The sequence below is a fragment of the Agromyces sp. P2_B3 genome (assembly GCF_056404815.1).
In genome coordinates this window covers 39786-62534 of sequence record NZ_JBFUDH010000011.1, presented here as the reverse complement: position 1 = coordinate 62534, position 22749 = coordinate 39786, and the positions used below count along the sequence as shown (strand labels likewise).

General features: G+C 72.8%; 28 protein-coding genes. 14 read left to right on the top strand and 14 right to left on the bottom strand.

From position 1 onward, the window contains the following. Nucleotides 1–97: 97 nt before the first annotated feature. On the top strand, nucleotides 98–1033 hold the full coding sequence (locus AC1DZA_RS15300; RefSeq protein ID WP_476773370.1) for an aldo/keto reductase: 936 nt from the start codon (nucleotides 98–100) through the stop codon (nucleotides 1031–1033). Between the two features lie 11 nt (nucleotides 1034–1044). On the opposite strand, the gene AC1DZA_RS15295 is transcribed toward AC1DZA_RS15300, so the two are convergent. After that, a complete protein-coding gene (locus AC1DZA_RS15295) occupies nucleotides 1045–1746 on the bottom strand; it encodes an endonuclease/exonuclease/phosphatase family protein (RefSeq protein ID WP_476762252.1) in 702 nt (233 codons plus the stop codon). Nucleotides 1747–1818: 72 nt separating this feature from the next. After that, nucleotides 1819–2211, bottom strand: coding sequence for a cupin domain-containing protein (locus AC1DZA_RS15290; RefSeq protein WP_476773369.1), 393 nt, complete (start codon nucleotides 2209–2211; stop codon nucleotides 1819–1821). A gap of 98 nt (nucleotides 2212–2309) precedes the next feature. Between AC1DZA_RS15290 and AC1DZA_RS15285 the strand changes: the two genes are divergently transcribed. Continuing rightward, on the top strand, nucleotides 2310–3290 hold the full coding sequence (locus tag AC1DZA_RS15285; protein WP_476773403.1) for an ArsR/SmtB family transcription factor: 981 nt from the start codon (nucleotides 2310–2312) through the stop codon (nucleotides 3288–3290). Between the two features lie 114 nt (nucleotides 3291–3404). Here AC1DZA_RS15285 and AC1DZA_RS15280 read toward each other — a convergent pair whose 3' ends face one another. Genes AC1DZA_RS15280 through AC1DZA_RS15270 form a run of 3 tightly spaced genes read right to left on the bottom strand, consistent with a single transcriptional unit; the run spans nucleotide 3405 to nucleotide 6023 of the window. Next, entirely contained in the window at nucleotides 3405–4118 is a 714-nt protein-coding gene (locus tag AC1DZA_RS15280; protein ID WP_476773368.1) for a response regulator, read from the bottom strand. After that, the gene (locus AC1DZA_RS15275; protein WP_476773367.1) at nucleotides 4115–5347 is read right to left on the bottom strand and encodes a sensor histidine kinase; all 1233 of its coding nucleotides are present in this window, start codon (nucleotides 5345–5347) and stop codon (nucleotides 4115–4117) included. The genes AC1DZA_RS15280 and AC1DZA_RS15275 overlap by 4 nt, the downstream gene beginning before the upstream one ends. Nucleotides 5348–5351: 4 nt before the next feature. Beyond that, complete coding sequence (locus AC1DZA_RS15270) at nucleotides 5352–6023, bottom strand: DUF2306 domain-containing protein (RefSeq protein WP_476773366.1); 672 nt, start codon at nucleotides 6021–6023, stop codon at nucleotides 5352–5354. 150 nt (nucleotides 6024–6173) lie between these two features. Between AC1DZA_RS15270 and AC1DZA_RS15265 the strand changes: the two genes are divergently transcribed. Continuing rightward, nucleotides 6174–6791, top strand: coding sequence for a histidine phosphatase family protein (locus AC1DZA_RS15265; RefSeq protein WP_476773365.1), 618 nt, complete (start codon nucleotides 6174–6176; stop codon nucleotides 6789–6791). A gap of 4 nt (nucleotides 6792–6795) precedes the next feature. On the opposite strand, the gene AC1DZA_RS15260 is transcribed toward AC1DZA_RS15265, so the two are convergent. Next, nucleotides 6796–7491: a TetR/AcrR family transcriptional regulator gene (locus tag AC1DZA_RS15260; RefSeq protein ID WP_476773364.1), complete on the bottom strand. Its 696-nt coding sequence runs from the start codon at nucleotides 7489–7491 to the stop codon at nucleotides 6796–6798. A gap of 78 nt (nucleotides 7492–7569) precedes the next feature. On the opposite strand from AC1DZA_RS15260, the gene AC1DZA_RS15255 reads away from it, so the two are divergent. The 3 genes from AC1DZA_RS15255 (at nucleotide 7570) to panD (ending at nucleotide 9676) form a co-directional block, all read left to right on the top strand. Further along, nucleotides 7570–8586, top strand: coding sequence for an NAD(P)-dependent alcohol dehydrogenase (locus AC1DZA_RS15255; protein ID WP_476773363.1), 1017 nt, complete (start codon nucleotides 7570–7572; stop codon nucleotides 8584–8586). Nucleotides 8587–8629: 43 nt separating this feature from the next. Next, on the top strand, nucleotides 8630–9160 hold the full coding sequence (locus tag AC1DZA_RS15250; RefSeq protein WP_159603460.1) for a hypothetical protein: 531 nt from the start codon (nucleotides 8630–8632) through the stop codon (nucleotides 9158–9160). A gap of 99 nt (nucleotides 9161–9259) precedes the next feature. Continuing rightward, nucleotides 9260–9676, top strand: coding sequence for an aspartate 1-decarboxylase (gene panD, locus AC1DZA_RS15245; protein WP_476773362.1), 417 nt, complete (start codon nucleotides 9260–9262; stop codon nucleotides 9674–9676). A 36-nt stretch (nucleotides 9677–9712) separates the two neighbouring features. Here the strand turns inward: panD and AC1DZA_RS15240 are convergent, their stop codons facing one another. Continuing rightward, nucleotides 9713–10159, bottom strand: a complete 447-nt coding sequence (locus AC1DZA_RS15240; RefSeq protein ID WP_476763776.1) for an SRPBCC family protein — start codon at nucleotides 10157–10159, stop codon at nucleotides 9713–9715. Next, nucleotides 10156–11124, bottom strand: a complete 969-nt coding sequence (locus AC1DZA_RS15235; RefSeq protein WP_476773361.1) for a helix-turn-helix transcriptional regulator — start codon at nucleotides 11122–11124, stop codon at nucleotides 10156–10158. The genes AC1DZA_RS15240 and AC1DZA_RS15235 overlap by 4 nt, the downstream gene beginning before the upstream one ends. 63 nt (nucleotides 11125–11187) lie before the next feature. Here AC1DZA_RS15235 and AC1DZA_RS15230 point away from each other — a divergent pair, with 63 nt between their 5' ends. Continuing rightward, nucleotides 11188–12339: an epoxide hydrolase family protein gene (locus AC1DZA_RS15230; protein WP_476773360.1), complete on the top strand. Its 1152-nt coding sequence runs from the start codon at nucleotides 11188–11190 to the stop codon at nucleotides 12337–12339. 57 nt (nucleotides 12340–12396) lie between these two features. Here the strand turns inward: AC1DZA_RS15230 and AC1DZA_RS15225 are convergent, their stop codons facing one another. Further along, on the bottom strand, nucleotides 12397–13494 hold the full coding sequence (locus AC1DZA_RS15225) for a phage tail sheath family protein (protein WP_476773359.1): 1098 nt from the start codon (nucleotides 13492–13494) through the stop codon (nucleotides 12397–12399). A 164-nt stretch (nucleotides 13495–13658) separates the two neighbouring features. Further along, entirely contained in the window at nucleotides 13659–13796 is a 138-nt protein-coding gene (locus AC1DZA_RS15220) for a hypothetical protein (RefSeq protein ID WP_170963971.1), read from the bottom strand. 238 nt (nucleotides 13797–14034) lie between these two features. On the opposite strand from AC1DZA_RS15220, the gene AC1DZA_RS15215 reads away from it, so the two are divergent. Together AC1DZA_RS15215 and AC1DZA_RS15210 are read left to right on the top strand one after the other, a co-directional pair. Then, nucleotides 14035–14985 carry a cytochrome b/b6 domain-containing protein gene (locus AC1DZA_RS15215; protein WP_476773358.1) on the top strand — a complete coding sequence of 317 codons (951 nt, stop codon included), beginning with the start codon at nucleotides 14035–14037 and terminating at the stop codon, nucleotides 14983–14985. A gap of 64 nt (nucleotides 14986–15049) precedes the next feature. Continuing rightward, on the top strand, nucleotides 15050–15649 hold the full coding sequence (locus tag AC1DZA_RS15210; protein WP_476762923.1) for a class I SAM-dependent methyltransferase: 600 nt from the start codon (nucleotides 15050–15052) through the stop codon (nucleotides 15647–15649). A gap of 198 nt (nucleotides 15650–15847) precedes the next feature. Here the strand turns inward: AC1DZA_RS15210 and AC1DZA_RS15205 are convergent, their stop codons facing one another. After that, nucleotides 15848–16639 carry an EI24 domain-containing protein gene (locus AC1DZA_RS15205; RefSeq protein WP_476762922.1) on the bottom strand — a complete coding sequence of 264 codons (792 nt, stop codon included), beginning with the start codon at nucleotides 16637–16639 and terminating at the stop codon, nucleotides 15848–15850. Nucleotides 16640–16657: 18 nt separating this feature from the next. On the opposite strand from AC1DZA_RS15205, the gene AC1DZA_RS15200 reads away from it, so the two are divergent. Next, nucleotides 16658–17566, top strand: a complete 909-nt coding sequence (locus tag AC1DZA_RS15200; protein ID WP_476773357.1) for an alpha/beta fold hydrolase — start codon at nucleotides 16658–16660, stop codon at nucleotides 17564–17566. 40 nt (nucleotides 17567–17606) lie between these two features. Here AC1DZA_RS15200 and AC1DZA_RS15195 read toward each other — a convergent pair whose 3' ends face one another. Then, entirely contained in the window at nucleotides 17607–18698 is a 1092-nt protein-coding gene (locus AC1DZA_RS15195) for a trans-sulfuration enzyme family protein (protein ID WP_476773356.1), read from the bottom strand. Between the two features lie 67 nt (nucleotides 18699–18765). Then, complete coding sequence (locus AC1DZA_RS15190; protein ID WP_476773355.1) at nucleotides 18766–19305, bottom strand: hypothetical protein; 540 nt, start codon at nucleotides 19303–19305, stop codon at nucleotides 18766–18768. A 159-nt stretch (nucleotides 19306–19464) separates the two neighbouring features. Here AC1DZA_RS15190 and AC1DZA_RS15185 point away from each other — a divergent pair, with 159 nt between their 5' ends. Further along, nucleotides 19465–20640: an adenosylhomocysteinase gene (locus tag AC1DZA_RS15185; protein WP_476773354.1), complete on the top strand. Its 1176-nt coding sequence runs from the start codon at nucleotides 19465–19467 to the stop codon at nucleotides 20638–20640. Beyond that, nucleotides 20637–21374, top strand: coding sequence for an IclR family transcriptional regulator (locus tag AC1DZA_RS15180; protein WP_476773353.1), 738 nt, complete (start codon nucleotides 20637–20639; stop codon nucleotides 21372–21374). The genes AC1DZA_RS15185 and AC1DZA_RS15180 overlap by 4 nt, the downstream gene beginning before the upstream one ends. 39 nt (nucleotides 21375–21413) lie before the next feature. On the opposite strand, the gene AC1DZA_RS15175 is transcribed toward AC1DZA_RS15180, so the two are convergent. Further along, entirely contained in the window at nucleotides 21414–22061 is a 648-nt protein-coding gene (locus AC1DZA_RS15175) for a uracil-DNA glycosylase (protein WP_476773352.1), read from the bottom strand. Nucleotides 22062–22091: 30 nt separating this feature from the next. On the opposite strand from AC1DZA_RS15175, the gene AC1DZA_RS15170 reads away from it, so the two are divergent. Continuing rightward, nucleotides 22092–22286, top strand: coding sequence for a hypothetical protein (locus AC1DZA_RS15170; RefSeq protein WP_309973859.1), 195 nt, complete (start codon nucleotides 22092–22094; stop codon nucleotides 22284–22286). Next, nucleotides 22283–22702 (top strand): DoxX family protein, encoded by a 420-nt coding sequence (locus tag AC1DZA_RS15165; protein WP_476773351.1) that lies wholly within the window; start codon nucleotides 22283–22285, stop codon nucleotides 22700–22702. Before AC1DZA_RS15170 ends, AC1DZA_RS15165 begins: the two co-directional genes overlap by 4 nt. The last annotated feature ends 47 nt before the right edge of the window (nucleotides 22703–22749 follow it).

The following is a 22749-nucleotide window of genomic DNA, read 5'->3' as shown; positions in this document are numbered from 1 at the left end:
TGACTCTCGCTTCTCAATGCCATCAAGCAAATTTGTTGGACTTCTAGCTTGGGCCCGCCTAGCGTGAACACGCAACCCCACGACAACTGAGGACCTCATGAAGACCTTCACCCTCCCGGGCACCGACATCACCGCGCCGAACGTCGTGCTCGGCCTCATGCGCATCCCCGACAAGACCGACGACGAGATCCGCGAGCTCGTCCGTACCGCGCGCGACGCGGGTATCGACTTCGTCGACCATGCCGACATCTACGGGCGCGAGCTGCACGAGTGCGAGCGCCGGTTCGCCGAGGCCATGCAGCTCACCCCGTCGCAGCGCGCCGAGTACACGATCCAGAGCAAGGCCGGCATCGTCAAGGACGGACCGTACTTCGACTTCTCGTACGAGCACCTCGTCGAGTCGGTCGAGGGCTCGCTCGCCGCGCTCGGCACCGACTACCTCGACATCCTGCTGCTGCACCGCCCCGACGCGCTCGTCGAGCCCGAGGAGGTCGCCCGGGCGTTCGACGACCTCGAAGCGGCCGGCAAGGTGCGCGCCTTCGGCGTCTCGAACCACACGCCGAGGCAGATCGACCTGCTGAAGCGGTACGTGCGCCAGCCCATCGTGGCCAACCAGCTGCAGCTCTCGATCACGCATGCGCCGATCATCAGCCAGGGCGTCGCGGCGAACATGGCCGCCGAGGGGCAGTCCGCCACGCTCGATGGCGGCGGCATCGTCGACTACTGCCGGCTCAACGACATCACCGTGCAGGCATGGTCGCCGTTCCAGGCGGGATTCTTCACGGGCGTGTTCCTCGGCTCGCCCGAGTACGCCGAGCTCAACGCGGTGATCGACCGCCTCGCCGGCGCCTACGACGTGCCGCCGATCGCGATCGCCACGGCGTGGATCACGCGGCATCCGGCGAACATGCAGGTCGTGCTCGGCACGACGAGTCCCGAGCGCGTGGCAGCCGCCGCTCAGGGGTCCGACATCCCACTCACCCGCGCCGAGTGGTACGAGCTGTTCCGCGCCGCCGGGCACCTCGTGCCCTAGCGGGGCGCGGCTCAGCTGGCGAGGTCCTCCTCCGCCACCACGGCGGCCGCATACCGCGTCTCGACGAGGATCGGCAGGTGGTCGGAGGAGCCTCGCGGCAGCGTCTCGACCCGGTCGATCTCGAAGCCGACGGACGTGGCGAGGTCGAAGTGCCCGCGGAAGAACTTGTACCGCGTGTACGTGCGGCTGTCGCTGAGGTTCAGCTCGTAGCCGACCTCGCGCACCTTCTCGGCGAGGTTGTCCTTGAACACCGGGTAGTTGTAGTCGCCCACCATGAGGGTCGGCAGGCCGGGTCCGAGCAGCTGCAGCTCGCCGAGGGCGGCACGGATCTGGTGCCGGCGCAAGGAGTTCAGGGCGGTGAGCGGTGCCGCATGGAACGACGCGACGACGAGCTCGCGCTGCGCCTCGAGGTCGAACAGGCGCACGCCGATGAGCCGTTCGTGCGCCGGACGCAGCAGGTGATCATGCAGCGACTTCTTCAGGGCCACCGCGCGCGTCGCACGGCCCTCGAACCGGTCGGCCCGGTAGTACACGGCGAGGCCCAGCCGGTTGCCGGAGGTCGACGTCGCCAGCTCGAGCCGGCCCACATGCTCGGGCAGGTCGGTGGTGTCGCACTCCTGCAGGCAGATGAGGTCGGGCGTGTACCGCTCGTCGAGCGCCGCGAGCTCGTTGATGGCGCGATGCTTCCGCAGGTTGTAGCTGACGACCTTCACTCGCCCAGCCTACGCAGGCAGCGGGGTCCGGTGGCCGCGAGCTCGCCGTGAACCTGCAGGGTCGACACCCGCTCAGTCCTCGAGGTTCTCCTGGATCATCACGTCCGAGGCGTGGATGCACACCATGCGCAGCCGGCCGGTACCCGAGTTCGTGAAGCCGTGCCAGGTGTGCTCCGGCACCGTCGCGGTGTGGCCGGCGGTCGCCTCGAGCTCGGCGTCGCCGATCGTGATGCGTGCCTCGCCCTCGAGCACGATCCACGTCTCGGTGTACGGATGCCGGTGCAGGCCCGGTCCCTGCCCCGGGTCGTTGTCCACCAGGAAGTACGAGATCCCGGCGCCGTGGTCGCGGCCCTCGAAGCGCAGGGTGCGCCCGGTGCCGAATCGAAGCTCGTCGGCCCCGACGAGGCGGGGTGCGGCTGATCCGGCCGCATCCGGTGGGGTGGCGGTGGGTTCGTCGGCTGCCATGACGGCCTTCCTCTGCGGTTCCGGATGCCGCTGCGGCATCCGTTTCCCTCACCCTCCGCCTGCGCGCCACGACTCGGTAGCATTTCGACGTGGATCGAATGTTCGTGGACTTCCGGCTCGCGCCCGACGACATCTCGGCGATCCGGTTCGGCATCTCGCCGGGGCATGAGCTGTGCCACGCGGTGCGGGTGCTGCAGCGGCCCGACGAGCAGCCGCTGCAGTGGGGCTGGGTCCGCAACGTGCGCGGCGACGTGCCGCGCGAGGCGTTCGAGCTCATGGCGCTGGTCATCGGCGCCGACGGCTACTTCCCCGACTTCCTCACCGCCACGCCAAGCTGGGACATGGGCCCCGACGACGAGGTGCGGCGGCTGCGGGCGGTGCCGCCCGAGCTGTTCCGGGCCGACCTCGCGAAGATGCTCGCCCGGTCGTCGGGTCGACGGCACGAGGCGATCGCGCGCCTCCGTGACGAGCCGGTGCGAGCGCGCAGCATGATCGCCGACGCGTGGCAGGAACTGTGGGACGCGCTGCTCGCGCCCGTCTGGGTGCAGGTCGAGCGGATCCTTCGCGCCGACATCGCCGTGCGGGCACGCCGGGTGACGACCGACGGCCTCGGTGCGATGATCGACGGGCTGCACGAGTCCGTGAGCTGGCAGGGCGAGCGCGTCAGGGTGCGCCTGCGGCTGCATCACGAGTTGGTCGACTGCCGCGGCAGCGGGCTCGTGCTCGTGCCGTCGGTGATGAGCTCCCATCGCAGCCAGGTGCTCACCGAGCCGCCCGCCCAGCCGACCCTGTTCTACCCGGCGCAGGGGATCACCGAGACGTGGGCGCGCGACCCCGAGTCAGCGACGCGGTCGCTCGCGGCGCTGATGAGCGCCGCGCGCGCCGAGATCCTCCTCACCGCCCACGACTCCCGCACGACGTCGCAGGTGGCGGCCGACTGCGGACTCGCCGTGTCGACGGCGTCGCACCACCTCACCGTGCTCCGCAACAGCGGGCTGATCGCGAGCGTGCGGGACGGCGCCCGGATGCTGCACACCCGCACGCCGGTGGGAGAGGCGCTGGTCGGCGCGGCACTGTAGGGCGAGCGGTGCGCGGGTCGTCGGGCCGCAGGGCGGCGGAACGCAGCATCCGTCCGCGTCCCGCCGCGGTCTCGACGCCGAACGGCGATGCGCCCGACGCTACGTGAGCGCCGCTCAGCTCGCGTCAGGGTCGGTCCTGACCCGGGATGCTCCGTTGGCGCCGGCACGACCGCTCTCGTACGCCCAGATGGCCACCTCGACGCGGTTGCGCGCGCCGACCTTGGCCATGAGGCTCGCCAGGTGCGTCTTGACGGTGCTGAGCGAGATGTGCAGCTCGCTCGCGACCTCGGGGTTGCCGAGGCCGCGTGCGACCGCGGCGAGCACGTCCTCCTCGCGCGGGGTGAGCGGCTCGATGGGCTGCGCCGGCGGGGTCGGGGCGGCGGCGGGCGAGGCGGACGCCGACCCCGCGAACGTCTCGATGAGCCGCACCGTGACGTTGGGGTCGATGAGCGCGTCGCCGCGCGCCGCCGCGTGCACGGCCTGGGCCAACAAGGCGGGACCGGCGTTCTTGAGCAGGAATCCGCGGGCCCCGGCGCGCAGGGCGGCGTACACGTACTCGTCGAGGTCGAACGTGGTGATCACCACGACGGGGATCGGGTGCTCGACGCCGGGCCCGGCGAGGGCGAGCGTCGCCGCGATGCCGTCGAGCACCGGCATCCGGATGTCGAAGAGGCACACGTCGGGCTGGATGTCGCGGGCGAGCGACACCGCCTCGGCCCCGTCGTTCGCCTCGCCGACGACCTCGATGCCGGGCTGCGCGTCGAGGATCATGCGCAGGCCGGTGCGCACGAGCTCCTGGTCGTCGGCGATGAGCACGCGCACGCTCATGTGGACCATCCGGCGCGGGGGAGGGCCACGGCGACCGACCAGCCGCCTCCGGGTGCGGCACCGGCCGTGAAGGTGCCGCCGAGCAGGGCGGCGCGCTCGGCCATGCCACGGAGGCCGTAGCCGGGCGTCCCGGATGCCGCGGGCTCGCCGTCGTCGTGCACGTCGACCCGGATCCCGTCGGCGTCGGCGACGACGGCCACGTCGACCCGGGTGGCGCCCCGCGCGTGGCGTCGGGCGTTCGTCACGCCCTCCTGGGCGATGCGGTAGACCGTCGCGGCCACGACCGGCGGAACGGCGGCGAGATCGCCCTCGAGTCGCACGTCGACGACCGGGCCGGCGGTCTCGCGCCCGGCACCGACCTCCCCGGCACCGACCGCCCCGGCACCGAGCTCCCCGGCACCGCCGCCCACGGCCAGCCTCCGGAGGTCGGCGATGGCGGGGCTGGGGGCGCGGTCGGCCGCCGCCGTGCCCGCCGCGCCGGCGGTGCCAGCAGGCTCGACCGCCTCGTCGCGACGCAGGATGCGCACCATCGAGCGCATCTCGTCGAGGGTGCGGGATGCCTCAGCCTCGATGACCCGCAGCACGCGGGCGGCGGCGTCGGGGTCGGTGGCGGCCACCGCGGTGCCCGCCTGCGCCTGGATCGCGATCGCCGAGACGTGGTGCGCCACGGTGTCGTGCAGGTCGCGGGCCAGCTGCTCGCGTTCGAGGAGCTTGACCCGGTCGAGCTCGCGGGCGCGGGCAGCGGCCCGCCAGCGGAACGCCACCCCGAGGCTGATCGTGGTGGCCAGCACGGCGACCGCGCCGATGAGGTCGGCCAGGGTGAACGGGCCGTACGCGAACGAGAGCGCCGACGAGGCCAGCACCAGCGCGGCACCGCCCACCATGGCGCGCCCCGAGCCCCAGCGCACGGCCGCGTAGACGAGCAGGAGCATGGCGGCGGTGGCGACGAGCTCGGGATCGCCGCCCGTGACGACGGTGAACACCGATCCCAGGCCGAAGGCGATCGCGAGCATGGCGAGCGGGTGCGTGCGGCGCCAGAGCAGCGTCGGCGCGATCGCGGTGAGCACGACCGCCCACACCCAGCGCGACGGGACCTCGGGACGGGCCGCCGCCTCGACGACGGCCGCCATCGGCACCACCGCGACGAGCACCCAGTCGCGCCAGACGCGTCGGGGAGGACGCGGTGTGGCCGCCGGCGCATCCCAGATCGAGCGGAGGGGGCTCGTCATGCCCTCATGATAGGGGCGCACCGAGCACACCGGCCCGGCGAGGCGCAGCGGGGGAGCGGCGGCCGAGGGCGGCGCGCCGGCGGATCACGACCTCGGCCACGGCGAGGTTGATCACCCATCCGGCCCCCATGAGCACGGCGTGCATCGCCTGGCCCGGTGCCCCGAACACGAGCGTCCACGGCAGGAAGGTGAGCACCTGGGTGCCGGCGCCGAGACCGATCGCGTAGGCGCGGGTCATCCACGCGCTGTGGGTCGTGACATCGCCGCGCCGGATCGCCGTGAACCCGAGCACGATGAACGCCGCCATCGCGGTGCCGAAGCCGAGGCGCATGACGAACATCGCGACGCCGTTCACCGCGGGCAGGGCGTAGAACAGGGTCATCCACAGCGCGGACAGGGCCGACAGCAGGCCGGCCGGCACGAGCACGCGGCCGGCGACCCGGTGCCAGCGGCGCCGCCGCAGCGACGGCGCGAACTGGAGCGCGCCGAGCACGAGGAACACGCTCGACGCGACGATGTGCGTCACCACCGGGACCGGCGAATCGAAGAACCGGGCATTCTCGGCGGTCACGGTGCCACCGCCGGCGAGCTCGGTGAGCCGCATGGACCCGGCGAGGACGGGCACCAGGCTGAGCACGATGAGCCCTGAAGGGGCGAGCCATTCCGACTTCTTCATGGCTCGATGCTCGTCGCCGGCCCGCGCCGCCGCATCGGCCTCGCGGCCCGAACTCCCTCGTCCGATCGGCTGAGGCGCACGCGCACGAGCGTGGCCGTGGGACCGCCACCACGCGGCATCCGCTCAGCGTGCGGCCCGTAGGCTGGAACGATGCTGCTCGCCCTCATCCGCCACGGACAGACCGACTGGAACCTGGCGCTGCGCATGCAGGGCCGCACCGACATCCCCCTCAACGCGACGGGTCGCGAGCAGGCCCGCCTGGCGGCATCCGCGCTCGCCGGCGAGCCGTGGGACGTCGTCGTGAGCTCACCGCTCGGCCGGGCACGCGAGACGGCGGAGATCATCGCGGCCGCCCTCGGCGTGCCACTCGGCGGCACCTACGACGAGCTCCTCGAGCAGGACTTCGGCGTCGCCGAGGGCACGCACGTCTCGGAGCTGTACGTGCGCTGGCCCGACCGCGAGTGGGCCGGCAAGGAGCCCGACGACGAGGTCGGTGCGCGCGGGGTCCGGGGTCTCGAGCGCATCGCCGACGATCATCCCGGCGCGCGCGTGATCGCGGTGGCCCACGGCACGCTCATCCGGCACACGCTCGCAGAGATCAGCGGGCACGAGCCCCGGCACTACCCGAAGCTCGAGAACGCGTCGTCGTCGTACGTCGACCGGGCGGATGCCGCGTGGCGCGTGCGCACCGTCGGCGGTGCGGACTTCGCCGTGGTGCTCCCGGGCCTCGAGGCGGGTGCCGACGAGGCGGCGCGGCTCGTCAGCTGAGGACTCAGTCCCGTCGGCCGGCGCGTTCGATGCCGTCGAGGATGAGGTCGAGCCCGAACTCGAACTCGAATTGGTCGTCACACCAGCCGAGGGTCGACTCGGGGTCGTCGTGGCGCACGACCGACAGCATCTCGGCGAGGTGGGGCACCTGGGCGGCCATCTGCGCCAGCTCATCGGGGTCGCCCGACCCGTCGTCGCCGGCGTTCTCGCCGAGCTCCTGCGAGAAGCCGAACATGCGGCTGCCGAGCGCGTGCATCGCGTGGTGGATGAGGTCGTACGACAGTCCCCCCGAGCGCAGCGTGCCGACGACCGAATCGACGTACCTCGCGGTCGTCAGCCCGAGGCCCTGCCGTGAGTCCATCACGCCCGGCAGCCACGGATGCCGCAGCATCACCCCTCGCGCGGCGAGGATGCGTTCGCGGAGTGCGGCCTTCCACGCGGCATCCGCCTCGGGCACCTCGAAGCCGCCGACGGCCGCCTCGACCTCGGCGAACACGAGGTCGACCACCCCGTCGAGGATGGCCTCCTTGCTCGGCACGTGGTGGTAGACCGACATGGCCTCGACGCCGAGCTGCTCGCCCAGGCGCCGGATGGTGAGGGCGTCGATGCCGCCCGAGTCGGCCAGGTCGACCGCCGTGCGCAGCACCCGGTCACGCGTGAGCGGCGCTCGCCGCCTGGTCGCCTGCCCTGTGGTCGACATCGGGAATCCTCTCGACAATCGCGTGGCTCGAGCGTACCTTACGTCGTAAGACATACAACGTAAGGTTGGAGCTCGGAAATGACGCACGCATCGCAGACGGGGACCACGACGACCACGAGGACGATGACCGCGGCGGTGCACCGACGCTTCGGGCCTCCCGAGGTCGTGCACCTCGAGCGGGTGCCGGTTCCGGTCCCGAAGGCCGACGAGCTCCTCGTGCGGGTGCATGCGAGCACCGTGAGCATCGCCGACCACCGCACTCGCAGCCGCGACCTGCCGAAGGGGCTGTGGCTCTTCATCCCGATCGCGCTCGGCGTCTTCCGGCCGCGCAAGCGGGTGCTCGGCATGGACATCGCCGGCGTGGTCGAGTCGGTCGGCGACGACGTGACCGGGTTCGCGCCCGGCGACGAGGTCATCGCGATGCTCGGCGGCGACTTCGGCGGCCACGCCGAGTACGCCCGTGTTCCGCAGGGCAAGGCCATCGCGCGGAAGCCCCGCAACCTCGACATGGGCGAGGCCGCGGCGCTCCTGTTCGGCGGGCACACCGCCCTCGCCTTCCTCGGCCTGGTGCCCATCGGTCCGGGTACCGAGGTGCTCGTCAACGGCGCCTCGAGCGCCGTCGGCACCGCCGCCGTGCAGCTCGCGGCGGCGCGGGGCGCGACCGTCACCGCCGTCTGCGGCGCCCGCAACGTCGCGCTCGCCGCGGAGCTCGGCGCGGCTCACGTCATCGACTACGGCGCCGAGGATTTCACGCAGGTGCCTGGCGCCTACGACGTCATCGTCGACTGCGTGGGCAACGCGTCGTTCGATCGCGTCGAGCACCTCCTGAAGCCGGGCGGCGCCCTGCTCCTCGTCATCGCCGACCTCTCGAGCATGACCTCCGCCAGGCGGAACTCCCGCCGCAGCGGCAAGCTCGTCACGTTCACCGGTGCACCCGTCACGCACGACGACCTGGACGGCCTCGTCGCCCTCGCCGAGGAGGGTCGCTTCCGGCCGGTCGTCGATCGCACCTACCCGCTCGACGACATCGTCGAGGCGCACCGGTACGTCGACGCCGGCCACAAGACCGGCAACGTGGTGCTGCGGATCGCCTGAGCGACCTGCCGGCGGACGTCGCGGGCGGACGTACAATGCGGAAATGGAGGCACCGGCCAGCACCACCCTGGTCGTCGTCGGAGATGAGGCGACGTCGGCCATCCACGCCCTGGAGGGGTTCGCCAACGTGCGCGCGGCGACCTTCGACGCGGCATCCGACGACGAGGTCGCCCGTTGGTCGGCGGCCGCGGCCGCACCGTACGTGGTGCACGACCGCGACCCGCTCGGTCACGTGGCCGCCGCCTGGGTCGAGTTCTTCGACGACCAGTCGACGTACGGCGTGCTCGAACTGGAGATCGACCGCGCGGTCGAGGCCGCCGAGCGGCACGGCATCGCGGTGCCCGACTACTACGTGGTCATCCACCCCGAGACCCTGCCCGTGACCTGGAAGCACTGGTGGCTCGGCGTGCTCGCGTCGGAGTCGCCGACCCGCGTCATCCCGTGGCCCGACGCCGACGCCTCACTCGCCGGGTTGCTGCGGCACCTCCCCACGGGTCGCGCATGGCCCGACGTCGAGTCGTGGCTCCCGACGGTCGCGGGCGCCGTGCCCGACCGGATCGGGCTCGGCGGCTAGGGCTCGGCGGCTCGCACTGCTCGCGCGCGTCGGAGCGGCATCCGTCGCCTGCCGTCACCGAGCGGCATCCGACCGACCGCGGCCGCTAGGCTCTCGGACGTGTTGCGCACCATGCTGAAGTCCAAGATCCACCGCGCCACCGTGACGCACGCCGACCTGCACTACGTCGGCTCGATCACGATCGACCGAGACCTGATGGATGCCGCCGAGCTGCTGCCCGGCGAGCAGGTCGCCGTCGTCGACGTGACGAACGGGGCACGCCTCGAGACCTACGTGATCGAGGGCGAACGCGGCAGCGGCGTGCTCGGTATCAACGGCGCGGCCGCGCACCTGGTGCACGAGGGCGACGTGGTGATCGTCATCTCCTACGCCCAGTTCGACGACGCCGCGGCGCGTGCCTGGCGGCCCCGCATCGTGCACGTCGATCGCACCAACCGCATCGATGACGTCGGGTCGGATGCCGCGGCCGCACCTGACGAGGCGATCGAACTGCTCCGGCCGCCGCTCGCCGTCTGAGCTGCGCTCGCCGCACGTTCTGCGCCCGGCACGCGTTCAGTGCTCGGCGTGCGCCTTGAGGGCGGTGAGCATCCGCTCGCTCTCGCTCGTGTAGCGCCCGACGATGATCGACCGCGCCGGCGCGAGGCGCCTCGGGATGCCGAGCTCGACGGTTCGCGTGACGCGCGACCCCGTGGCCGTCGCCGCGACCGACATCGAGACGGTCGCGTCGATGGTGCCGGCGGCGCGCGGCCGGAGCGTCATCGGCTGCCGGAACGCGATGACGTCGGGTCGGGCGAGGGCGATCACGACGCCGCGGCGGACGCCGGCACGGCTGTGCTCGACGTAGGTCGTTCCGACGGCGACGGGCGGCGGAGAGATCTCGCTCGTGCCGTCGTAGTCGCCCGAGGGCGGCAGCCAGCCGTAGTCGTGCAGGTCGGCGATGAGGTCGAACACGACCTCGGGCGCGGCCGCGATGTCGAGGTGCCGCTCGATCGTCGTCATCGGTCCACCCTCCCACCTTCCGCGGCCCGAGCGTAGCGCTCGGAGAGGGTGCGGAGCAGCGGAACGAGCTCGGCCGGCGACTCGACAGTGAAGTCCATGTTCAGCATGCCGATGTAGGCGGCGACCGTGTCGAGCGAGTCGGCGCCGGTGACGAGCACCGATGCGTCGTCCCCGACGGCCTCCACCACGCCGACAGTGGGGTTGATGCGCGCGATCACCGCGGCTGCGGGGGCGGCGACCCGCAGGCGTGCGTGCACGTTCCAGCCGCTCATCGCGATCGAGCGCATGGCGAAGGCCGTGTAGTCCCCGCCGGGCAGCGGTGCGGGGGAGAAGCGGCGACGGGTCGGCATCCGCGGCTCGATCCAGTCCGCCCGGAAGACGCCCCATTCGCCCGAGGCCGGGTCGCGAGCGACGAGATACCAGCGCCGCTGCCAGCTGAGCAGCCGGTACGGCTCGACGAGCCGGGCCGTGCCGCGGTCGTCGAAGCGCAGCCACTCCTCGTCGCGGATGGCCGCGGCGATCGCGGCGAGCACGGCCGGATCGACCTCGGGGTCGGGGGCATCCGTGCCGACGTTCTCGGGGGCGCGATCGACGACCGAGCCGATCGCCGCGACCGTGGGGCGCAGGCGCGAGGGCAGCACCTGCTCGAGCTTGGACAGTGCGCGGGCGCTGGACTCGCCGATGCCCGCGATGCCCGTGGCGGCGCGCAGGCCGACGGCCACGGCGATCGCCTCCTCGTCGTCGAGCAGCAGCGGCGGCAGCTTGCCGCCCGCGCCCAAGCGGTAGCCGCCGGCCGCGCCGCGCGTGGCGTCGACCGGGTAGTCGAGCTCGCGCAGGCGGTCGATGTCGTTGCGGATGGTGCGCGTCGAGACACCGAGGCGCTGCGCGAGCTCGGTGCCGCTCCAGTCGGGGCGCGTCTGCAGCAGCGAGAGCAGGGCGAGCAGGCGTGCGGCGGTATCCGACATCTCCTGCACCTTTCCCGGCCATTAGGAACTGAACGTGCCTATATGCACCGTACCGTCGAAGACATGACGAACACCACCGCTTCCACCGCTTCCACCGACATCCGCCCCTTCCGCGTCGAGGTCGCCCAGGCCGAGCTCGACGACCTCATGGAACGGCTCGCCCGCACCCGGCTGCCGCAGCCCGCCCCGGTCGACGACTGGGACGCCGGCACCCCGAACGCCTACCTCCGCGACGCCGTCGAGCAGTGGCGCACCGGCTACGACTGGCGCGCCCAGGAGGCCCGCATCAACGCCGTGCCGCACTTCATGACCGAGATCGACGGGCAGCCGATCCACTTCATCCACGTGCGCTCGGAGCACCCCGAGGCGACGCCGCTGCTGCTCGCGCACACCTACCCCGGGTCGTCCGTCGACTACCTCGACCTCATCGGTCCGCTCGTCGACCCGGTCGCGCACGGCGGCCGCGCCGAGGACGCGTTCGACGTCGTGATCCCGGATGCCCCCGGCTACGGCTTCTCGAACCCGGTCGCCGAGGCCGGCTGGACAACCGCCCGCGTGGCTCGGGCGTACGACGCGCTCATGCGCCGCCTCGGGTACGCCGAGTACGGCATCCACGGCTCCGACAACGGCGCGATGGTCGCCCGCGAGCTGGGGCTGCTCGATCCCGAGGGCTTCCTCGGCCTGCACGTGCTGCAGCTCTTCTCGTTCCCGTCGGGCGACCCGAGCGAGTTCGAGCGGCTCGAGCCCCAGGACTACGCGGGTCTCGAGCACATGCAGTGGTTCCAGTCGGTGGGCGGATACAACACGATGAACGCCTCCCGCCCGCAGACCGTGGCGGTCGGCCTCAGCGACTCGCCCGTCGGCCTGCTCGCCTACAGCGAGCTGTTCAACTCGTTCGGCAACGGGACCTCGCTCGTGCCGCTCGAGAAGATCCTCACCGAGGTGAGCGTGAACTGGTTCGCGAATGCCGCCGCGGGGATGAGCCGCAGCTACTTCGACAACGCGCGCGCCGAGGCAGAGCCGCAGGTGAGCGCCGCGCGCACCGGCGTGGCCGTCTTCAAGGACGACTTCCAGACCATCAAGGTGTTCGCCGAGCGCGACAACACGAACATCGTGCACTGGAGCCGGTTCGACGAGGGCGGGCACTTCGCCGCGCTCGAGCGTCCCGAACTCGTCGTCGGCGACCTCCGGGCGTTCTTCGGCGGAGCCGAGTAGGGGCGGGCCGCGCCGAACGGCGAGCGGATGCCGCGGGCGAGGGCTCGCGGCATCCGCTCACCTCGGTGGCAGCGCCCGCGCCCAGATGCGCAGCACGACGAACTCGGCCGGCCGGATCGGGGCGAACCCCACGAGCACGAGCAGCTCTCCGGCGTCGATCTCTCCCTGCGTCATGGTGCCGCGATCGCATCGAACGAAGAACGCGTCCGAGGAGGAGTGGCCGTGGAAGGCGCCCGCCCGGAAGAGACCGTGTAGGAACGCGCCGACGGACTCGCGGACCTCCTGCCAGAGCGGCTCGTCGTTCGGTTCGAACACCGTCCAGGCGAGGCCCCGCTCGATGCTCGCCTCGAGGAACAGCGCGGTGCGTCGCACGGGCACGTACTTCCACTCGCCCGAGTCGGGCCCGCCCGCCGCGAGCGTGCGCGCGCCCCACACGATGGGACGCCGCCCGGGAAAGGTGCGCAGGGCGTTCACTCCCCGCGCGCCGAACTCCCGCACGTCGTCCTGCTCGAGCTCGAACTCCAGCTCGACGCCGAGCACCTCGGACTCCTGCCCGGCCGGTGCGGCCCAGACGCCCTGCGCCGCGTCGGTGCGTGCGATCACGCCGGCCACCGTGCCCGAGGGTGGGAATGGCGCATCCGCAGCGCCCTGCGCCGGATCGGCATGACGCAGCCGCGGTGCGTACAGGGCGGCGTTCGGGCTGGTGGTGCCGACGGCGGCGGCGGCGCCATCCGACAGGGCGGCCGCCATCTGCGCCGCGCTCGTCCACGACGACGGCGGGTCGACGAGGAGCATCGCCCGCCGACGTTCGCAGAACGCGACCGCCTCGGCGACGACCTCGCGGGCGTCCTCGCGTTCGGCGGACTCGGACGGCAGCACGAGCAGGTTGACGTCCACGTCGTCGAGGGCCGTGAGGCCCGACCGGACCGCCGTCACGCCCGCGTCCTCGACCTGGATCGCCACCGCGGTGGTGCCGCCGTTCTCGAAGAAGCTCCGCAGGGCGCGGCCCTGCGACCGGGCGCGCAGCCGGTCGAAGAGCTCGTCCTCGTCGGTGCCCCAGCCGTCGAACGTGTCGGGCGTCTCGAACGGGCCCTCCTCGGCGAGCCCGACGAACGCCGCCACGTTGGTCCCGACGCCTTCGATCGGCCGCGTCATGAGCCCTCCCTCTCGAGCGGAGGCGTCGGCGGGATCGTCGGCGGATGCCTCGTCGCGAGCCTCCTCCCGGCCGCGTCCGGCGTCAAGGGAGCGCACACCATCCCGCGGGAGCGACGACGAAGGGCGCCGTCCGTGAACCGGAGCGGCGCCCTCATCGTTCCCCGCTACTTGCGGTGGGTCGCGTCCGTGACGTCGTTGCCGGCGCGGCCGGCGACCTTCGCCTTCTTGTCGGCGCGTTTCTCCTTGAGCGTCTTCGACGCTGCGGTCTTGCTGGACGACTTCTTCGGTGACTTGTCTGACACGGTGACGCCCTTTGATCGGGAGCCTGGACGGCCCCGTGGCCGCAACCCTACTGCCGGACGCTGTGAGCCGGTCGCGTGACCGGCCACCCCGCGGTGTGGCGTGCTGTTGCGCGTGGACTTCGCGCTCCCGGCCGCCGACGCTATCGTCGAGGCATCCGCTGTTCACCGCCGCGGTCGGCGCGCCCGCGCCCGGCCGTCGCGACGGACCCACACGTCCCCAGAAGGAACCGCCCCGGAGATGACCGTGACCACGCCGAAGCCCAGCCGCGTCGCCCGTGCCGCCGACTGGTGGAAGGCGCAGCGCGTTCGGGTGCTCTGGTCGGTCGCGATCGCCCTCGTGGCGCTCGTCGTCGTCGTGCTCCTCGCCCGGTGGCTCCGCACGCTCCCGGCCGTCGAGCAGTTCCTCGACACCTACCCGGGCATCCTCCCGCCGCCCGAGGGCACCCCCGTCGGCATCCCGGCGTGGCTCGGCTGGCAGCACTTCCTCAACTCGTTCTTCCTGCTGCTCGTCATCCGCACGGGCTTCCAGCTCCGCTCGAAGCAGCGCCCTCCGGGCTTCTGGACCCGCGACAACACGCGCTGGCTCCGCACGCGGCGCAACCCGCGTCGCATGGGCATCTTCCTCTGGTTCCACCTCTGGCTCGACGCGTTCTGGGTGCTCAACGGCGTGATCTACGTCGTGCTGCTCTTCGCGACCGGGCAGTGGCTGCGCATCGTGCCCACGGACTGGGCCGTCGTGCCGAACGCGCTGTCGGCGGCGCTGCAGTACGCCTCGCTCGACTGGCCCACCGAGGACTCGTGGGTCGTCTACAACTCGCTGCAGCAGCTGGCCTACTTCGCGATCGTGTTCATCGCGTCGCCGATCGCAATCGCCACCGGGCTGCGGCTCTCGTCGGCCTGGCCGCTCGAGGGCTCGCTCGTGCGAGCCTTCCCCGAGAAGGTCGCCAAGTCGCTGCACTACCCGACGATGCTGTTCTTCCTCGCGTTCGTCTTCGTGCACGTGGTGCTCGTGCTCACCACGGGCGCGCTGGTGAAGCTCAACCAGATGTACGCCGCGCGCGACGCCGACGACTGGGTCGGATTCACGGTGTTCGCGGCATCCGTCGCCCTCATGGTCGTGGCGTGGGTGCTCGCGAAGCCGCCGCTGCTGAAGCGCATCGCGGCCGGCTCGGGGCGCGTGCAGGGCTGACCCGGGCGCCGACCGGGCCTGACGCGGGGCTGACGCATCGGGCCTCGCGCGGTACCGTGCGATGGTGACGACGCCCCTCATCGACGACGACGCGCTCGACGACCTCGAGCGCGAGTTCGTGGGGCGGGTGCGCGGTCGCGTGCTCGAGATCGGCGCGGGCGACGGCGCCAACTTCGGCGCGTTCGATCCCGACGTGCAGTGGCAGGGGCTCGAGCCCGACGCCAAGCGGAGGGCCGAGCTCGCGATCAGGGCGCGGGAGTGGCGGCACGAGGCCGCGCCGCTCGACGCGCACGCCGAGCGCATCCCGCTGCCCGATGCCTCGGTCGACGCCGTCGTCGGCACCTACGTGCTCTGCTCGGTCGGCGACCCCGCCGCCGCCCTCGCCGAGGTGCGCCGGGTGCTGGTGCCCGGCGGTCGCGTCGTGTTCGTCGACCACGTGCTCGCCCCGTCGCGCACGCTGAAGCGGGCGGTGCAGCGCGTCGCCACGCCCATCTCGAAGCGTGTCTGCCACGGATGCCACTGGGACCGCGACACCGAGCGGGCGCTCGCCGAGGCGGGCTTCATCGGCCGCGACATCCGGCGGCTGCGCGTGCGGTCGATGCCGTTCGGTCCGGTGCCGATGCTGCTCTTCGACGGGCGCGCGCCCGGGGGCGTGCCGGCCTGAGCAGCTTGGCGCCCCCGATCCACTCGGCTCTGCCGCCGCCCCCCCCCCGAAACGGCCGCGCCCCGCCCCGCCGAAATGGAGGAAGTTCGGGGCGACGCGCCGCGCGTGGCATCCGTTTCGACCGGCGTGCCGCGCGGATGTTCCTACATTTCGCCGCTGCGGGGCGGGGCGGATGCCGCGGCGCCGGGTCGGGGCCTGCTACGCGTCGACCGAGCGCACGGGGGCGCCCGCGCCGCCGACACCGCCGACACCGGCGACGCCGGCGGCGTCGAGCACCGAGCGGGCGAGCATCGTCGACCCTGCGACCGCCGCGGGCATCACCAGCACCGCCCCGAGCGGCACCATGAAGCAGAGCTGGGTGGCCACGCCGAAGCCGAGCACCTTCGCCCGGTGGCCGCGCAGCAGCATCCGCCGATCGGATGCCGGGATGCCACGGGCCTCGAACGCCCGCGAGCTGAGTTCCATGGCCAGTAGCCGCCCCGAGAGCACGACGCCGAGCACGGGCGCCAGCACGGCGCCGACGACGGGGATGAAGCCGGTGACGGCGACCCCCATCGCGGCGAAGACGCCGAGCCCGATGAGCGCGGCCGAGTCGCGCACCGAGCGCCAGAAGCCCGTGCCATGCTCGGGCACGCTGCCGCCGAGCTCGACCTCGACGGCACGCCAGATGCGTTCGTAGAAGGGGTCGCCCACCGCGAGCGTGACCGCCGTGAAGGTCACGGCCGCGAGCACCACGGCGGCGCCGAACAGGATGGCGCCGATCGCGCTGCGGATGATCGTCGGCCACGGGTCGACCCACTCGTCGGCGAACGGCGTCAGCCAGTCGGTGATGCCGGGCAGGCCGAAGCCGAGGGCGACGAGCGCGCCGGCCACGAGCAGGAACACGACGGCGGCCGGGATCAGCCCGAGCAGCATGACGCCGGGGCGTCGCGCCCAGAAGCCGAAGCCGCGCACGAGCATCCGCACACCTGAGAAGAAGCCGCCGATCACCCGCCCAGCCTAGGCTTGGTGTCCGAAGCGGACGTGCGGGTTGACGGGAGGATCCACGTGGTGCAGGCGATCGACGTGCGGCTCGACGACGGGCGCGTGCTCCGCGCCTACGACAGCGGGGCGGATGCCGCGAACGGAGCCGATGCCGCGAGCCGGTCGGATGCCGCGGCGGGCCCGGTGCTCGTCTGGCACCACGGTTCGCCGCAGACGGGTGCTCCGCTCGAGCCGGTGCTGGCCGCGGCGGCGGCGCGCGGCATCCGGGTGCTCTCGTACGGGCGACCGTCGTACGGGGGATCCTCGCCGAATCCCGGCCGCGACGTCGCCTCGGCCGCAGCCGACGCAGCCGCGGTCGCCGACGCGTTCGGCGTCGGGCGCTTCGCCGCGATGGGCGCGTCGGGAGGCGGGCCGCACGCCCTGGCCGGGGCCGCGCTGCTTCCAGAGCGGGTGACCGCGGTCGTCACGCTCGCGGGCATCGCGCCGTACACCGACGCGTTCGACTGGTTCTCGGGCATGCGCTCACCCGGCGGGCTGCTCGCTGCACGGGAGGGTCGAGAGCAGCGCGCGGCCTTCGCCGAGGTCGAGGAGTTCGACCCCGAGCAGTTCCTGCCCGCCGACTTCGAGGCGCTCGATGGCGCCTGGTCGGCACTCGGCGCGGATGTCGCCGCCTCCGAGGCGTTCGGGAACGACGGGCTCATCGACGACGACGTCGCCTTCACGCGTCCATGGGGGTTCGAGCTCGAGAACGTGCGCGTGCCGGTGCTCCTCGTGCAGGGCGAGGGCGACCGCGTGGTGCCACGGCGGCACGCGGCGTGGATGCTCAGCCGCCTGCCCGACGCCTCCCTGTGGATGCGCCTCGACGACGGGCACGTCTCGGTGCTCCACACGGTGCCCGACGCGATGGACTGGCTGCTCGCCCACGCGCACTGAGGCGGCGCGGGGCGGCGAGAGACGCCGCGAGGCGGCGAGGTCAGCCGAGCGAGTCGAGCGCCCGCACGAGGTCGCCGTGCAGGTCGTCGACGTGCTCGAGTCCGACCGAGAGCCGCACCAGCCCCTCGGGGATGGTGGGCTGCTCGAGCGCCCAGCGGCGTCGCCGCTCGAACGTCGACTCGACGCCGCCCAGGCTGGTCGCGTGCACCCAGAGGCTCGTGCGCTGCACGAGCGTGTCGGCAGGCTCTGCGCCGCCGCGCACGACGATCGAGACGATCGCGCCGAAGCCGGGGTAGCGCACGTCCTCGAGCGCGGGGTGGCCGGCGAGCCGGCGCACGAGCTCCTGCGCGGTGGCCTGGGCGCGCTCGAGCCGCACGGGCAGGGTGCGCAGCCCGCGCAGCGCGAGGAACGTCTCGAGCGGGGCCGGGATCGCGCCGTGCAGCGAGCGTCGCTGCACGGTCGCATCGGCGAGCTCGTCGGACGCCGTGACCACCGCGCCCATGAGCACGTCGCTGTGGCCCGAGATGTACTTCGTCGCCGAGTGCACGACCACGTCGGCGCCGAGGGCGAGCGGACGCTGCAGCAGCGGCGTGGCGAACGTGTTGTCGACGGCGACCAGCGCGCCGTGCTCGTGCGCCGCTCGCGCGATCGCCGCGATGTCGGCGACCTCGAGGGCGGGATTCGTGGGCGACTCGAACCACACCATCGCGGCATTCTCGCAGGCGGCGGCCACGGCGGCGGTGTCGGTGATGTCGACGTACACGGCCCGCAGGCGGCCCTGCTCCTCGCGCTCCTCGAGCGCGGCCACCGTGCCCGTGTACGAGTGCCGCGGCGCGACGACCGTGCCGCCCGGCTCGACGAGGTCGAGCACCGCGGCGACGGCGGCCATGCCCGACGCGAACGCGACGCACCGGCCGCCCTCGAGGGCGCCGAGGGTCTCCTCGAAGGCCGTCCACGTGGGATTGCCGTACCGCCCGTACTCGAGCTCGCCGCCCGCGACGTAGGTCGAGGTGAGGTGCACGGGCACGCTCATGGGCTGGTCGGGCGTCTTCGCCGGGCGGCCGGCGATGACGGCGAGGGTGTCGGGATGGAGCGCCGGCGTGTCCGGCGTGCTCGCGTCGTGCACGGTCATGCCTCCAGGGATCGGGGGAGCGGAGGTCGTGGCATCCGCATGCGCCAGCCTATGACGCGGCCCGGCGTCACTGCTTCCGGTGGTCCGCGGCCGGCACGATTCCGCTCCTGCCGCCAGGGCCGCTGCCCTCGCTCTTCCCCTCGCCTTTGCCCTCCTTCCCGTCTTTGCCGTCCTTGCCGTCCTTCTCGGACTTGCCGTCCTCACCTGGCGCCGGCGCGGGCGGCGCCGGCTCGGACTGGTCGGCCTGCAGCTGCGTGATCTGCTCCTGCAACCGGGCCTGCTCGGCCAGCAGTCGCTGCTGCTCTGCCTCGGTCTCGGCCGCCGCGACGGCCGCTTCGAGGTCCTGGCGCACGAGATCCATCGCCGACACGATCGCCGCGAAGCGCTGGTCGTCGAGCCGGCCGTCGCGGCGGGCCTTCGACACCTCCGTGGCGAGCTGGTCGAGCCCGGCGATCGCCGTCGGCCAGTCGCCTGCGGCGCTCGCGGTGCTCACGGCGACGACCTGGGCTCGCAGGTCCTCCTTCGTCGCGGCGTCGTACTGAGGCGCACAGCCCGACAGCGCCAACGTCGCCGTGAGCACGACGGACGCGATCGGTCCTGCGCGCATGTCACCCCCCATCCGTTGCGGTCACGATACGCAGCCGCTTCGGCGAAGTCGTGGGGGTTGACTCGACCCTCACGCGCGGCCCCGGCGGGCGACCGGCGCCCCGCCTCTTCGCGCGGTATCATCTGTAAAAGAAGCATTCATATATGAAAGTGAGCCGACATGTCGGAACTGCTCGAACGCGGCGCCGCGCGTACCACCTGGATCAGGTCCCGGATGCCGCTGCTCGCCGCCACCCGCGAGGACTTCGCCGCCCGACGGCCCTTCGCCGGGCTCCGGGTCGGCATGTCGCTGCACGTCGAGCCGAAGACCGCCGTGCTGCTCGAGGTGCTCGCCGCGGGCGGCGCCGAGATCGTCGCCACGGGCAACCACGGCTCGACGCAGGACGACGTGGTCGCCTACCTGCAGAGCCTCGGCATGACGGTGTTCGGTCGCCGCGACGACACGCTCGACGAGCACCACGCGAACGTCGCAGCAGTCGTCGACGCGCGTCCCGACCTCGTGCTCGACAACGGTGCCGACCTCGTCGCCGGCATCGTGACGGCGGGCACGGCGGCCGGGGTGGTCGGCGGCACCGAGGAGACGACGAGCGGCGGCATCCGGCTGCGCGGCGAGCTCGCCGGGCGCGTGCCGTTCCCGTCGATCGTCATCAACGACAGCCCACTCAAGGCGATCGGCGAGAACCGGCACGGCGTCGGCCAGTCGGTCGTCGAGAGCATCATGCGAATCACGAACCTGATGATCCCCGGGCGGCGGTTCGTCGTCGCGGGCTACGGCTGGTGCGGGCGGGGCATCGCGCAGTACCTCCGGGCCTTCGGCGGGCGTGTCGCGGTCGCCGAGATCGACGAGATCAAGGCCTTCGAGGCGGCCCTCGACGGCTACCGCGTGGGCGAGCTCGGCGACCTCGCCGAGTGGGGCGAGTTCTTCATCACCGCCACCGGGCATCCGGGCATCATCACCGACGCCGTCATCGACCGGATGCCGAGCGGCGCCGTGCTCGCGAACGCGGGCCACTTCCCGTGGGAGATCGACACCGACGCCCTCTATGCCCGCGCCGTCGCCGTGACCGAGCTCGACGCGGCGATCGAGCGCATCGACCTGCCCGATGGACGCGAGCTCGTCCTCCTCGCGGGTGGCCGCATGGTGAACCTCGCCGGACGGGAGCCGAAGGGCAACTCCCTCGAGGCCATGGACCTCGGCTTCCTGCTGCAGTCGCTCTCGCTCGAGCGGGTGGCGACGGATGCCGCGTCGCTGGCGCCCGGGCCGCAACCGGTGCCCGACGACCTCGAGCGCGAGATCGCGCGACGGTTCGTCCGGGCGCTCGGGGCCGACCGGTGAGCCCCGAGCCCGAGGCGACGACGGCGGGCCGCGGGATCGAGTACGCCGCGCCGGCCCTCGACAAGGCGCTCGACATCCTCGAGCTGCTCGCGAACGAGGCAGCCGGGCTCACGCAGACCGAGATCGCCGAGGCGGTCGGTCGCAACGTCAGCCAGATCTACCGCGTGCTCGCGACCCTCGAGCGCCGCGGCTACCTCACGCGTGACGACCGGTCGGCGCGGTACGTGCTCTCGATGGCGCTGTTCGACCTCGCCCACCGACATCCGCCGCTCCGTGGCCTCGTGCAGCTGGCGGCAGCGCCCATGCGCGAGCTCGCCGACCGCGTCCGCCAGTCGTGCAACCTCGGCGTCGACGACGCCGGTGAGGTGCGCATCATCGCCCAGGCCGAGTCGCCCGCCGACTTCGGCTACCAGGTGCGGGTGGGCGCGCGCTTCCCGCTCGAGACGACGGCGACCGGCGCGGTGCTCACGGCGGGGGCTCCGGATGCCGCGGGCCGGCTGCTCCCCGGAGAGGCGGAGCTGCTCGCGGCCGGGTACCTGACCCGCGCCGACCGCCTGCAGGCGGGCATCACCGACGTGGTGACCGCCGTCACCGATCGCGCCGGAGGCACGATCGCCGCGCTCACCGTGCCGTACATCGGCACGTCCTACAGCGCCGTCGGCCTCGACGAGGTGGTCGCCGCCGCCCGCGCCACGGCCGCTGAGATCTCGGCCCGCCTCGGCGGCGCCCGCTGACCGTCGCCGCCGCGCTGGGCGCCGGGCGCGGCCTGCCGATCAGCGGATGACGCCCTCGTCGAGCAGCGCCTGCAGCCCCGCCCGGAACCCCTCACGACCGCCGTGCGACGGATGCCGCACCCGCGGCACGTCCCACCCGCTGCGGGCGAGGCTCGCCTGCGCGACATTCCCGACCGCGACGATCGACCGGATGCCGAACACCTCGGCCAGCGCGCGCCACGACCACGCCCACTCCGCCGTCTCGGCACCGGTCGGCGTGCGGTTCGACAGCGGGGCATCCGGGCGATGCGGGTGCAGGGGGAACGCGCTCCACAGCAGAGGGAGGAAGTCGAGGTCCTCGAGGACCTGCCACATCACCGTCGCCGTCGGCTCGGCGGCGACGCCGGCGGCATCCGGGATCTCATAGCCGTGCTCGGTGCCGAACAGGTCGAAGTGCGGAACGCCCCGCCGCAGCAGCGCCGTGTTCGTGAACGGCACGCCCGTGATCGCCATGCCGCGGTAACCGGGCGCCTCGCCGACGAGGAGCGTCGCGGGCTGCCGCTCGGCGAGCTGCCGCAGGTAGCGGTCGAGGTTGCGCCGCCGCAGCGCGTTCTCGGGGCGGGAGGCATCGAACGGGTTCGCGCTGTTCGGGCCGGACCGGCCGGCCGCCAGCCGTTCGATGAAGCCGTCGATCGCATCGGGGGCCATGAGCGGTCATCCTACGGCTAGCCTCGAAACATGAGTCGAACCGTCTGGACCGTCATCGGCGTGATCGTCGCCGTCCTCGTCGCATGGTTCCTCGTCGACGTGGTGTTCAGCCTGCTGTGGTTCATCGCCAAGCTGGCCATCGTCGCCGTGGTGGCCGTCGTCGTCTTCTTCGTGCTGCGCGCCGTCGTGCGCCCGTCCGACGACCGGAAGTCGATCGAGCGATGAGCCGCCGTTCGGGCGTGCCCGCCTCGACGCCGGCCCGCACCCTGGGGCGACTCGTGCTCGCCGGGTTCCTCGTCTTCGCCGGCGTCAGCCACCTGTTCTGGGCGCGCCGCGAGTTCCGTGCGCAGGTGCCGCCGTGGGTGCCGATGGACCCCGACGCGGTGGTGGTCGGCTCGGGCGTGGTCGAGGTCGGCCTCGGCGCGGCGCTCGTCGCGCTGCCGCGCGAACGCGGTCGCATCGGCGCGATCGTCGCGGCGTTCTTCGTCGCCGTGTTCCCCGGCAACCTCGCCCAGTGGGCCGAGCGTCGCGACGCGTTCGGCCTCACGACCGATCGGGCGCGGTTCATCCGCCTGTTCTTCCAGCCGCTGCTCGTGGCGCTCGCCGTCTGGTCGACGTCGCCGTCCGGCCGGCGGGGCTGACCGCCCGGCGGGGCTGAGCCGACGACGCGTCTCGCACGCTGCATCCG